The organism is Candidatus Krumholzibacteriia bacterium (assembly GCA_035649275.1).
Taxonomy (GTDB): Bacteria; Krumholzibacteriota; Krumholzibacteriia.
In genome coordinates, this window is sequence record DASRJW010000032.1 from 1 (window position 1) to 11,573 (window position 11,573).

General features: G+C 66.6%; 10 protein-coding genes. 6 read left to right on the forward strand and 4 right to left on the reverse strand.

Annotated features, from left to right (window positions below; genetic code table 11):
- Positions 1 to 284: 284 nt before the first annotated feature.
- Positions 285 to 629, reverse strand: coding sequence for a hypothetical protein (locus VFE28_03335; GenBank protein HZM15011.1), 345 nt, complete (start codon positions 627 to 629; stop codon positions 285 to 287).
- Between the two features lie 163 nt (positions 630 to 792).
- On the opposite strand from VFE28_03335, the gene VFE28_03340 reads away from it, so the two are divergent.
- Both VFE28_03340 and VFE28_03345 read left to right on the forward strand, forming a co-directional pair.
- Positions 793 to 2,067: a glycosyltransferase family 4 protein gene (locus tag VFE28_03340; protein HZM15012.1), complete on the forward strand. Its 1,275-nt coding sequence runs from the start codon at positions 793 to 795 to the stop codon at positions 2,065 to 2,067.
- 65 nt (positions 2,068 to 2,132) lie between these two features.
- Entirely contained in the window at positions 2,133 to 3,251 is a 1,119-nt protein-coding gene (locus VFE28_03345) for a glycosyltransferase family 4 protein (GenBank protein ID HZM15013.1), read from the forward strand.
- Between the two features lie 24 nt (positions 3,252 to 3,275).
- On the opposite strand, the gene VFE28_03350 is transcribed toward VFE28_03345, so the two are convergent.
- Positions 3,276 to 4,568 (reverse strand): metallophosphoesterase family protein, encoded by a 1,293-nt coding sequence (locus VFE28_03350; GenBank protein HZM15014.1) that lies wholly within the window; start codon positions 4,566 to 4,568, stop codon positions 3,276 to 3,278.
- Positions 4,569 to 4,774: 206 nt separating this feature from the next.
- Here VFE28_03350 and VFE28_03355 point away from each other — a divergent pair, with 206 nt between their 5' ends.
- Both VFE28_03355 and VFE28_03360 read left to right on the forward strand, forming a co-directional pair.
- Positions 4,775 to 6,004 carry an aminoacetone oxidase family FAD-binding enzyme gene (locus tag VFE28_03355; GenBank protein HZM15015.1) on the forward strand — a complete coding sequence of 410 codons (1,230 nt, stop codon included), beginning with the start codon at positions 4,775 to 4,777 and terminating at the stop codon, positions 6,002 to 6,004.
- 35 nt (positions 6,005 to 6,039) lie between these two features.
- A complete protein-coding gene (locus VFE28_03360) occupies positions 6,040 to 7,770 on the forward strand; it encodes a hypothetical protein (protein ID HZM15016.1) in 1,731 nt (576 codons plus the stop codon).
- Here the strand turns inward: VFE28_03360 and VFE28_03365 are convergent, their stop codons facing one another.
- The gene (locus tag VFE28_03365) at positions 7,771 to 8,793 is read right to left on the reverse strand and encodes a 6-bladed beta-propeller (GenBank protein HZM15017.1); all 1,023 of its coding nucleotides are present in this window, start codon (positions 8,791 to 8,793) and stop codon (positions 7,771 to 7,773) included.
- 353 nt (positions 8,794 to 9,146) lie between these two features.
- Here VFE28_03365 and VFE28_03370 point away from each other — a divergent pair, with 353 nt between their 5' ends.
- Together VFE28_03370 and VFE28_03375 are read left to right on the forward strand one after the other, a co-directional pair.
- Complete coding sequence (locus tag VFE28_03370) at positions 9,147 to 10,139, forward strand: T9SS type A sorting domain-containing protein (protein HZM15018.1); 993 nt, start codon at positions 9,147 to 9,149, stop codon at positions 10,137 to 10,139.
- A gap of 19 nt (positions 10,140 to 10,158) precedes the next feature.
- The gene (locus VFE28_03375) at positions 10,159 to 11,130 is read left to right on the forward strand and encodes a tetratricopeptide repeat protein (protein HZM15019.1); all 972 of its coding nucleotides are present in this window, start codon (positions 10,159 to 10,161) and stop codon (positions 11,128 to 11,130) included.
- A 40-nt stretch (positions 11,131 to 11,170) separates the two neighbouring features.
- Here VFE28_03375 and VFE28_03380 read toward each other — a convergent pair.
- Positions 11,171 to 11,573 (reverse strand): hypothetical protein (locus VFE28_03380; protein ID HZM15020.1); only part of this gene is annotated, 403 nt, incomplete at its 5' end.

The following is an 11,573-nucleotide window of genomic DNA, read 5'->3' on the forward strand; positions in this document are numbered from 1 at the left end:
CTCGAGGGGGAACCGGGCCGGACCGCTCACTGTTCTCCACCGGTGGTTCGACGATCGAGCGTGCCAGAGCTCTCGATGTTTTCCGCTCGACGGGAAGCTGGCCGGACCTCTCACATTTCTCCAACCGGAGGTTCGACACCAGGCAGGGAATCCCGGCGCGTTAGGCAACAATACGGCGTCGAGCCGACACCGCCCTACTGGTGGCTTCGGACCATCATGTTCCGGGGCTAGGCCAGCAGAGAAGCCGAACGCTAGGCCACGAAAGCCTCGTGGTGCGAGGAGCCCTAAGCCTTCCCGTGTGCCGCGGCGATGTCCGCCTCCCGGACCGCGCGCCGCAGGATGTGCTTCTGTTTGTGGATGGCGTGGCGAATCTGCCGCAGCTTCTCTGCATCGCCCGAGGCTTGCAGCTCCGCGCGCTCCTTTTTCAGCGCCCGTATCTTCTGCTTGATCGCCGTCTTGTCGATGCCCACCGTGCCATGGGCATGCTTGTCGAGCCCGAGCTTGGTCGCCAGCAGATCGACGAGCTGCTCCTTCTTCAAGCCCACGAGGCCCTTTTCATCGGGGTACTTCGCGGCGATGACCTCGCGCAGCTTGACTGCGGTCATCTTCTTGATCTCGTTGTAGTCCATCGGTTCCTCCTTCCCCATGGGTCTCGATTCGCACACGCCGACAGCCCGACGCGACCACCTGGAGGCGAGCGCCGCATCGGGAGACCCATTATACGTCGCGCCGGAGTGCCCAGTCAGCCGCGAACCTTCACGTCTCGCCCGCCAGACGGTATGCTTTCTCTGTATGCGGATTCTACTGGCGAATTACCGGTACTTCCTGTCGAGCGGTTCCGAACGCTACCTGTTCAACGCCGCCCGGGCACTCGAGGCCCGGGGCCACGAGATCTTGCCCTTCTCGATCCGTTACCGGAAGAACCTGCCGACACCCAGCGACAAGTACTTCGTGCGGCCGCTGGGATCGGCCGACTCTATCTACTTCCGCGAACACACATCCACGCCGTCCACCTTGCTGCGGACCTTGGAGCGCTTGTTCTACTCCCGCGAGGTCGAGCGTGCGATCGGGAGGATGGCGGCCGACACCGCCCCCGATCTCGCCTACGTCCTCAATTACCTGCGCAAGCTCTCACCCGCCCTCCTCGTCGGACTCAAGCGCGCCGGGCTCCCGATCGTGGTGCGCCTGTCCGACTATGCCGTGCTCTGTCCCGAAGGGCATTGCTCGCGCAACTCCCAGCCGTGCACCCTCTGTATGCGCGGCAATCTGTGGCCCAGCATTCGTTACCGCTGCGTGCAGCACAGCTTCGCGGTTTCGAGCCTGAACGCTCTCGCCACCTGGTTCCACCGCTACCGCCGCTACTTCGACCTGATCGATGTCTTCGTCATGCCTTCCCGCTTCATGTACGACAAGATGCGGGAGGCCGGGTTCGCGGAGAGCAGACTGCGTTGGATCCCCTCCCCGGTGGACACCGCCGCTTTCCGACCCGACCCGGCAGGCCAGCGTGACTCCTACATCGCCTATGCCGGCAGGATCCATCCGACCAAGGGCCTGGTCGTCGTCCTCGACGCCCTGGACCTGATGCGGCGCAACAGCCCGACACGGCGCTTGCGCTTCCGCATCGCCGGTTCTGGGGAGGCGCGGCATGTGCAGGCGCTGCAGCGGAGCATCCGGGAGCGCGGGCTGGAGGAGGTCGTCGAGGTGGTGGGGGAACTCGAAGGTCCACAGCTGGTGGAGTTCCTCGGCCGGGCGACGCTGACGATACTACCCTCGCGCATGTACGAGAACCTCCCCAACGCGCTCCTGGAGAGCTGGGCCTGCGGCACGCCGGTGCTCGCTTCGAACCTCGGGTCTCTGGCAGATTGCGTCGGCGAGCACTCGACGGCCTGGCTCTTCCAGCCCGGCAACGCCACCGACCTCGCGGAGCGCCTGACCCACTTCTTGGACCACCCGAGGGAGATCGAAACCGCCGCCATTCGCGTGCGGACCTTGGCCGAAACGACGTACGCGGAAGAAAAGCACGTCTCTAAACTGGAGACCTTGTTTCACCAATTGCTTTCCGCCTGAGGAGAAGGACCGGGAACAGGGGATCGCATCACCTTCCGAGCCTTCGCCTTGGCGCCGAGGCGGACATGCAAGTAGCCTACATCGGGATCAAGGGGCTGCCCTCCCGGGCCGGTGCGGACCGTGTCGTGGAGGCGATCGTCACGCGGCTGGCGCCGCTCGGCGTGCAGGCGACGGTGTACTGCGACCGTGCGCGCTCCGTGAACGACGCTGTCCCAGGGGTGCGCTTGCTCCGCCTGCGCGTGCTTCCCGGCAAACACCTGCGCCCCCTCTCCTTGAACTTGCTGGCAGGCCTGCACGCTCTCGTCTTCGGGCGCTACGACCTCATCCACCTCCACCACCTGGAAGCGGGGTTCCTGCTACCGATCCTGCGCCTGCGTTACCGCGTGGTATCGACCAGCCACGGCTTCGCCTACCGGCGGGCGAAATGGAGCGCCGGCGCTCGCTTCTTCATGCGACTCAGCAACGTCCCCTTCACCCGCCTGTCGACAGCGATCACCAGCGTCTCGGCCCAGCATGCCCGCGAACTCCAGGAGCAGTACGGTTGCCAGGTTCTCCACATCCCGAACGGCACCGCCCCTCTCCGCCCGGCAGGGGATGGCGGCGAAGTGATCCGCGCCCGGCATGGATTGTCGCCGGGGCGCTACTTCCTCCTGGTGGCCGGGCGCATCGACCCGACCAAGGGGGTGCATCTCGCCCTGGCGGCGGTGAACCGCCTGAACATGCCGCTGCTCGTCGTCGGCGATGACGGTCAGGTTCCGGCCTACACGCAGCAGTTGCGGGAGATGGCGGGGGCCAACGTGCGCTTCCAAAGCTTCGTCGACGAGCCCGCCGTCCTCACGGACCTGATGTCGCACTCCACCTGCCTGATCCATCCCTCCTTGTTCGAGGGAATGTCGATGGTCCTCCTGGAAGCGGCGACGGCCGGAGCTCCGATCGTCTGCAGCGATATCCAGGAGAACCGGGAGGTGCTGGGGAACGACGGTATGTATTTTCGCTCTGGCGATGCGGAGGCGCTGGCGGGCCAGCTGGAGTGGGTCCTCGACCACGAAGAGATCGCGGTACGCCGGGCACGGAGCTGCTCTTTGCGGGTGCAGCAGCTCTATTCCTGGGACGCGATCGTGCCGCGCTATGTCGAGGTCTATCGGCGAGCCTCGAAGGGCGGCGTGCTCGCCACCGGACGCTGAGGGAGCCGCCGAGCACTCAGCGCCTCAGACCCCCGTCTTGGTCACGGTCATGTCGTCGAGCACACTCCCCGTCTGGCTTTGGATGGTGCGCACGCGGACCGTGTTGCCGCTCACCGTGACGTGGGTGAACAAGATGGTGCGGTCGATGGACACGGCGTTGATGGCACAATCCGGCGTCGTGGTTCCTTCGTTCTTGCTGCCTGCACCACTGATGATGTAGATCGTGCCGCTCGGGTTCGTGTAATGGGGCTCCTGGTCCACGTCGAGCGGCGTGTCACTGCCCCGGAGGGGATACAGACGCTCGTACGTGTGCGCGTGGCCCATGAAGACCATGTCCACGTGGAACTCGTCGAACACCGGGTGGAAGACCGCGATGATGTCGTTGTCGTAGCCCTTGTAGGTGCACGTGTAACCCGGGTGGTGGTAGTAGACGAAGGTCCAGGCGGCGTTGCGGTGCGCTTGCAGATCGGCGCGCAGCCAGGCGACCTGGCGAGTACGGTCGTAGATCGACCCGGAAGCGCTGTCCAGGGCGATGAAGTGCGCGTTGCCGCGGTCGAACGAGTAATAGTGTTCGTTGTTGGGCAGGTACCACTGGAGGCGGAAGTTCGTCTCCGGGTCCACGTGCCAGTCGTGGTTGCCGAGGGCCGGCCAGACGGCGACGTTGCGCAAGAGAGGCGCCCAGGGCCGCATCAGGTTGGCATCGTAATCTGCCGCCTCGCCGTCGGGATAGACGATGTCGCCGAGCAACAGGCCGATCTCGGCGCGCGGGCTCGTTTGCAGGATGCGCTGCGCGGTCAGCTCCTGTTCGCCGCCCGGGTCCCCGATGTCGCCGGTGGCGAAGAAGCTGAACTGATCGTCGGCGGGGCCGGCATCGGTGTCGAAGAAGTAGGTGTTGCCACCCGCCAGGTTCTCGCCGTTCGCCCGCACCCGATAGTAGTAGCGCTGGCCGGGCTCCAGATTCTGTATCTCGATGGCATGGGTCTGCGTCACGGGCCCAGTCACCGAGGCGCCGTAGTCGAGCGTCGCGCCGTAATCCACTGTTGCTGCCACCGCCTCCAGCGTACGGAAGGCGAGGATCACCGCCGTCCTACCGAGGGATTGCAGGTAGGGAGCGCGCGTGAGCGTCGCCGACACCGGACCTGGGCCGGGGCCCGGCGGCGCCGGCGGATCGCTCGGCGCCGAGGGGCTGCCATCGTTGACGAGGAAGTCGCACGCCAGCGCCGTGGTGAGCAACGAGAGCACGATGAGTAGCAGCGTGAGAATCGGTCTGCGGCTCCCGGCGTTGCGGGATTCAGAAGTCCGTTGCAGGGTGGTCATGACGCCTGCCCTCGCGCGGAAGATGTGGAAACTCCTTGGTATTTACCCGCGACGCGCGCATACAACGTGCCAGTCCTGGAAGCAACTCGCCCTGGGGCACGAGATTCCTCGCCACGGCTCCGCCGGCGCCCCAGCGGAGACGACTCTATTTCTGGGCTTCCAGCGGTACGAGGAGAGGGTACCGTATCCCGATGGAGATTTGTGTGGTGGGAGCGGGCGCGGCCGGCCTCATGGCCGCCATCTGGGCGCGCCGCACTGCGCCCGAAGCACAGGTGATGCTGCTCGATGGGGCCCGCCGTCTCGGTGCCAAGATCCTCATCTCCGGCGGTGGTCGTTGCAATGTCACCCACACGCAGGTGGACGAGAACGATTTCAGCGGCTCTTCCCCCATGGCGATCCGGAAGGTGCTGCGCCGCTTCGACATCGAGCAAACCCTCGAGTTCTTCCGCGCTCTCGGTGTGGCGTTGAAACGTGAACCGACGGGCAAGCTCTTCCCCACCGATGACCGCGCGCGCACCGTGCTCGAGGCGCTCTTGCGCGAAGCGACCGCTCGCGGTGTCACCATCGCCCACCCGCGGCGCGTCGAGGAGATCACCGCTCTCCCGCCGCTTGTCGGCGCGGAGCGCCGGCGTTTCCGCGTTTCCGGGGAGTGGGGAAGCGTGGAGGCGGACCGCGTCGTCGTCGCCACCGGGGGTCTCAGTGTCCCGAAGACGGGTTCCGATGGGGCGGGGTATACCTGGGTGCGCCAACTCGGGCACGAAGTGACGCGGCTCTTTCCGGGGCTCGTGCCCCTGACGCTACCGCGGGGGCACTTCCTCACCGCGCTCCGCGGCATCGCCGTCCCCGTCACCCTCGAGTTGCGTTCGGGCCCGGGAAAGCGCCTCGCGGCAACCACCGGACCGCTGCTTTGCACGCACTTCGGCGTCTCCGGCCCCGCCGTCTTGGACATGAGCCGACACTATCTGGACGCGCTGCACCAGGATGCAGGGGTGAAGTTGCACGTCTGCTGGCTTCCCCGGCAGACGCCCGCGGAGATCGATGGCGCTTTGCAGTCTCTCCAAGACCTGAGACCGGCGGGCTGGCTCGCGCGGCTGCTGCCGGAGCGTCTGGCGCGGGCTTTGTGCGCCGCGGCAGAGGTGCCCGCAGACGCCACCGGGCACGCCCTTCCCCGTGAGGCGCGCCGCGCCTTGGTGAACCTGCTCACCGCGATGCACCTCCCTGTCACCGGCAGCCGCGGCTTCGCCGTCGCCGAAGTGACTGCCGGCGGCGTGCCGCTGGCGGAGCTCCGCCTGGAGACGATGGAATCGCGCCGGCAGAGCGGCTTGCACCTCTGCGGCGAGATCTGCGATGTGGATGGCCGGCTCGGTGGTTTCAACTTCCAGTGGGCCTGGGCGAGCGGTTACGTTGCCGGAGTGGGGGCCGCCCGCTCGGTGTAGGGCGCACCCAGTGGCGCCGGACGCTTGGAGCCAGCGTGCGTGCTCGCTTCGTCTATCTCCTCCTGGTCGTCACGCTCCTCGTGGCCGGCGCGATACCGCCGATCATGCGCCCCTGGATCTGCGACGACGCCTTCATCACCCTGCGCTACGTCCGCAATGCGAATGCCGGCCTCGGCCTCGTCTACAACGCCGGCGAGCACGTCGAGGGCTACACTCATTTCCTCTGGACCATCCTGCTCTGGTTTTTCGCCCGACTGGGCATCGATCCCGTGGTGGTCGGTACGTGGCTCCCCTTGCCCTTCCATCTCGCCACCCTCTGGCTGTTGCTCCGCGCCAGTCAAACCCTCTGGCCGGCAGGGGCATTCCCCGCGCCGCGCCGCAAGCAGTCGGCGGATCGCTCCGCCGGGCGCAGCAAGACGGCGGTCGAGGGATCGCAGGCGGGGAACAAGACGAAGGCAGTGGTTTTCGCCCTTCCCGTCGCAGCCGCCCTCTGGGCGGTGCATCGGGATGCGCTCGTGTTCGCGAGCGGCGGCTTGGAGACGGCGGCGTATGGCTTCTTCCTCCTCCTCGGCTTTTCCCTGCTCGCCGCCGGCGGTGGCTCACGGTCGCGAGACGCAGCGATGGCGGCCTACGCCGGCGCTGCCCTGCTGCGTCCCGAAGGTCTGCTGCACTTAGGTGTAGCCCTCGCGACTCTGACCCGCACCCCACGCCGCGACCTCCTGCGCGCCGGTTGCATCGCTGCTCTCCTCGTGGCACCGCTCTACGTTTGGCGACTCGCGTACTACCACGACATCCTGCCCAACGCTTACTACGCCAAGTCGGCCGCCCACGCGCGCTGGGGCCAAGGGTGGTTCTACGTCGGCCTGTTCGGCCGCTACTACGCCGCCCTCGGCATCGCCGCTCTCGCCGGCATGGCACTGGTGGCGCGCTCCCGCGCACCGCGCCCCCTTCTCCTGGCAGCGGCACACGCCCTCGTCATCGTTCTCACCACGGCGTATGTGGGCGGCGACTTCATGTTCGCCCGCTTCCTCCTACCGGCGACGCCCTTCCTCGCCCTCCTGGCCGAGCACGCGGTGCGGCAAGCGCGTACGGCGCGCACGGCCTTGGCGACGCTCCTCATCCTGGCAACCTTGGCGGGCGGGATCTGGCGGGAGCGAACCATGCGCTGGCCCAAGATGCCGCGCGGCATCGTGGACGAACATTCCTTCTATCCGTTGGCGGACGTCAAAGCGCGGCGCGCCCATGGAGAGCTCATCGCCTCCTGTCTGGGCTCGTCCGACGCGGCCTTCCTCGTCCTCGGTGCCCAGGCGATGCTCGCCTACTACGGCCGCTTCCCCGTCGCCATCGAGATGCACGGCCTGACTGATCGCACCATCGCCCGCGCGCCGCTGCCGAGCCGTGGCCGCCCGGGACACGAACGGCAACCGACGATGCAGTACCTATTCCAGCGCCAGGTGCGCTTCATGATCTTGCAACCCGGCACCCAACCGAAGAAGGACTTCGCGCGCATCCGCTTCGGCGACATCCTGGGCGAGATCGTCACCTATGACCGGCGTCTCATGGAGCAGGTGCGGCGGTGCAAGGAGGTGGAGTTCGTCGACTTCCCGGCGTACCTGGACGAATACCTGCGCCGAGCCCCGAGCCTTTCGGCCGACGCCCTCGCCCGCGATCTCGCCACCTTCAAGTGGTACTACTTCGACCTCAATGACGATCCGGAGCGGCTCGGTCGCCTGCAGTCTTTGCTGCAGGAAAAACGCGGCCACTGATCAGCGGTAGAGACTCTTCAGCCGGGTCCAGGTGGTCGAGGTGGCGGCGGTGGTTTCGACGAAGCGCTGCACCCGCGAGTTCACTGCATCGGTGACGTAGACGCTGCCGCGCGAATCGAGCGCGATGCCGGCAGGAGTATCGAACTGGCCTTCGCCCTTGCCCCAGGCGCCCCAGCGGGTCAAGTAGCCGCCGCTCGCGTCGAACACTTGCACTCTGTGGTTCCCCATGTCGGCCACGAACACGCGCCCGTTGCGATCCATGGCCATGCCGCCGATGCCGGAGAACCGGCCCGCGGTGCTGCCCCTGCTGCCCCAGGCGCCCAAGAAAGTGCCGTGGTCGTCGAACCTCTGGATGCGATTGGTGCCGAAGTCGCCGACGTAGACCACGCCATCGGGACTCACCAGAACCGACACCGGTTCGAGGAACTGCCCGTTGCCGGTGCCCTCGGTGCCCCATTGCAGCTGGTAGCGGCCCTGGGAGTCGAACTTCTGCACGCGATGATTGTGGTAGTCAGCGACGTAGACGAAGTTCTGCGCGTCCACCGCGAGGCCCAGCGGCCAGTTCAGTTGACCCTTGCGCGAGCCAAAGGACCCCCAGGAGAGAAGCACCCGCCCATTCGAGTCGTACTTGACGATGCGACTGTTGCCGCGATCGGCGACGTAGATGTTGCCGTTCGCATCGATGGCGATGCCGACGGGGCCGTCGAACTCTCCTCGTCCCGGCCCCCATCCACCCCAGGAGAGGACGAACTGGCAGTCCGAGTCGAACTCCTGCACCCGGTGGTTTTGCGAGTCGACGACGTAAATGTTGTCGGCCCGGTCGATGGCGATCCCCGTGGGGTCGAAGAACTGGCCGTTCTGCGAGCCTTGGACGCCCCAGGAGCCGATGCAAGCGTAGGTCTGGGCCCCGGCCCGGGCGACCAAGCCTGCGAGGCCGGCCGCCGCCAGAAGCAGCGAGACCCAGGCGCGCAGGACGCCGGCGGTCCGGGGGGAGAACGGAAGCACGTGGCGATCTAACGACACTCGGAAATCCGCGCCCGGCGGTACGAACCGCCGCTCGAACAGGCTCGACATGGAGCTGGGCGCGTCCCGATTGTACAGCAGACGCGGTGGGGAGCCTCGCGGTACGAAATGCACGCTGCTTTCGCAGGGCGCACCCCTCCTCACCGACCGATCTCTTGCCGAGCCTGGGTGGTTTTCCCCGTTCGGCGGCGTTCCGGCAATCGTTGACCCCCAAGATCGATCGACTCGGCAGGGTAGGGCTCTCCATCATCCTTCACGAGCCTGTGACAACGGCGTGGACGTGTTCGAGGGGCTCGACTATCATGTCGTGGGCTTGAAAGCAGGGCGTTCTGGGAATCTCCTGAATGGAGCCCATGATGTTGGCGGCTGCCCTCCCTCGTGTTTTGCTTTGGCTCCTACGCCCCCTCGTGCGCCGGCCCGATTCCCGAATCCTGCATGGTGCGGCGTTGCTGATGTTGGTGGGCCGGGCGGAGGCCGCGAGCATTGGGGGGCGCGAGCTCCTGGATCGTCCTCCCCCCATCATCCAAGAGCAATCGTTCGACTACCTGGGGCCGAGCGGCGGCAGAACCTTGTTCTTCGCCCAGTTCGACGATCTCGGCGGCTCCCGACCGCTGCTGGACGTCGTCCTCGAGCTGCTCGACACCAGTACATGGTTGTTCCATGTGCAGGCGGACAACAATGCGGCTGTGAACAACACGGTCACGGTCGGGCTCACGAGCACCGTGCAGGCGGCCGCTCCCGCCAACCTGGTCACCTCGATGCTCCTATCTGATGCGCAAACGGCGGCGATCGCCCCGCTCCAGACCTACGATTTCGGTGAGCTGACCGACAGCGCCTCTGCGAGCGCGAACCTGGTGGGGGCGCCCGATCCGAACCTCACGCCCTTCATCGGTCAGGGCACGATCCAGATCGAGGTGTCGAATACCGCCGGACTCGAGGTGACTTGCAGCGTCGCGGAGTGCAATTCCACAGTCAGCGTTTCCCATGATCAGTGGAGAATCCTCGCGACTCTGCGTCTCACCTATGTGTACGTCGATTCGCCGACGTCCACCGGCCCCCAGGACTTGGCACACAGTGGCTTTGGACTGGGAACGCCGCGTCCGAACCCGGCGCGAGGCGTGTCCATCTCGTACTTCCCGGTGCACGTGCCGTGGAGCGAGCAGGTCCACATCGAGCTCTTCGACGTCACCGGCCGCAGGATCGCGCGCAGCGCGAGCACGACCCTCCCCGCGGGAGATCACCTCGTTTCGTGGCGGCCGCCGCCTCTGGCCTCGGGAATCTACACGGTTCGGCTCCAGACCGCGGCTGGCGCCGCCGCGGCGCGCCGTTGGACCATCCTGCGCTAGCATGGAACTTGGATAGACGATGTCGATCCGGACGCAGTCATGTGTCTTGGCCCTGGCGGCTACAGCCCTTGCCGCCGGATCGAGCCCCCAGGAAGCCGAGCCGCCGGAGCGGGAGGCCCCGGTCGCCGTGGCACCGCGGGAGCCGGAAGCGCTCTCGCTCTTCGGCAAGCCTCTGTACCCGCTTGAGCTCACGGCGGAACAGCAGGCGGTCCTGAAGGCGAATCTGGCTGCAGCCGAGCAGGCTTGCGCGCAGAACCCGGATGATCCGGAGAGCGTTGTCTGGCTGGGCCGACGCCTGGCTTACCTCGGGCACTACCAAGAGGCCATCGCCGTCTACAGCCGCGGCCTCGAGCGCTGGCCTACGTCCCACCAGCTCCTCCGCCACCGCGGCCACCGCTGGATCACAGTGCGCGAGTTCGACAAGGCCATCGCCGACCTGGAGAGAGCGACCGTCCTCATCCGCAACCTACCCGACGCCATCGAGCCGGACGGCGCGCCCAATGCTTACAACATCCCGCGGAGCACCACGCACTCGAACATCTGGTACCACCTGGGTCTGGCGCATTATCTCCGGGGCGACTTCGAGGCGGCGCTGCGTTGCTATCGCGAGTGCATGCAGTTCTCGACCAACGACGACATGCGCTGCGCCACGAGCGACTGGCTCTACATGACCTACCGGCGCCTCGGGCGAGACGACGAAGCACGCCGTGTCCTCGAGCCCATCCATGCCGGGATGGAGATCTTGGAAAACCGCGCCTACCACCGACGTCTCTTGATGTACAAGGGTGAGGTTCCGCCGGAATCGCTCCTCGCCAGCGCAGAAGCCAGCGACCTGGATCTGGTGACCCAAGGCTACGGCGTCGGCAACTGGCACCTCTGCAACGGCGACACGGCGCGGGCGAAAGAGATCTTCACGCAGGTGGTGGAAAGAGGCAACTGGCCGGCCTTCGGCTCCATCGCGGCGGAGTGCGACCTGGCCCGCCTGCCCTAGAAACGCGCCGGCCAGAGCTGGAGCCGCCGAGGCCGGCGGCTCACTTCTTCGCGGCGGCGGCTCCCGTCTTGCCGGCACCACTCGGCCCCAACTCGTAGGCGATGAGGGTGACCGGGTCGGACTCCGGCTGTTCGGTCTCGCCGCCCGTCCCACCGCTGCTGAAGGCGGCGATGGCGGCGCCGAAGAGATCGGTGACCCGGTACAGACGATTGCCCGCGAAGAAAACTCCATCCTCACCGGCGTCGCCGTCGAGGAGGATGTGGGCGCGACGCACGAAGCGTCCTTGCTTGTCGTAGACGTCGTAGCTGGCGAAGACGCCGGGCTCGTGCTCCCACATGCCCCGCCCGGAGAGTACCCACAGGCTGCCGTCCTCGGCGAAGCGGAGGTCGGCGACGGCCGCGTGCGTCGGGCTCACCTCGAAGGTGGAGCCCGGGTTCCAGCGC

Excerpts from the sequence above, each read along its gene's own strand:
- VFE28_03375 (HZM15019.1), top strand. The coding sequence starts at position 10,159 with ATGTCGATCCGGACGCAGTCATGTGTCTTGGCCCTGGCGGCTACAGCC.
- VFE28_03335 (HZM15011.1), bottom strand. The coding sequence starts at position 629 with ATGGACTACAACGAGATCAAGAAGATGACCGCAGTCAAGCTGCGCGAG.
- VFE28_03350 (HZM15014.1), bottom strand. The coding sequence starts at position 4,568 with ATGACCACCCTGCAACGGACTTCTGAATCCCGCAACGCCGGGAGCCGC.
- VFE28_03345 (HZM15013.1), top strand. The coding sequence starts at position 2,133 with ATGCAAGTAGCCTACATCGGGATCAAGGGGCTGCCCTCCCGGGCCGGT.
- VFE28_03340 (HZM15012.1), top strand. The coding sequence starts at position 793 with ATGCGGATTCTACTGGCGAATTACCGGTACTTCCTGTCGAGCGGTTCC.
- VFE28_03370 (HZM15018.1), top strand. The coding sequence starts at position 9,147 with ATGATGTTGGCGGCTGCCCTCCCTCGTGTTTTGCTTTGGCTCCTACGC.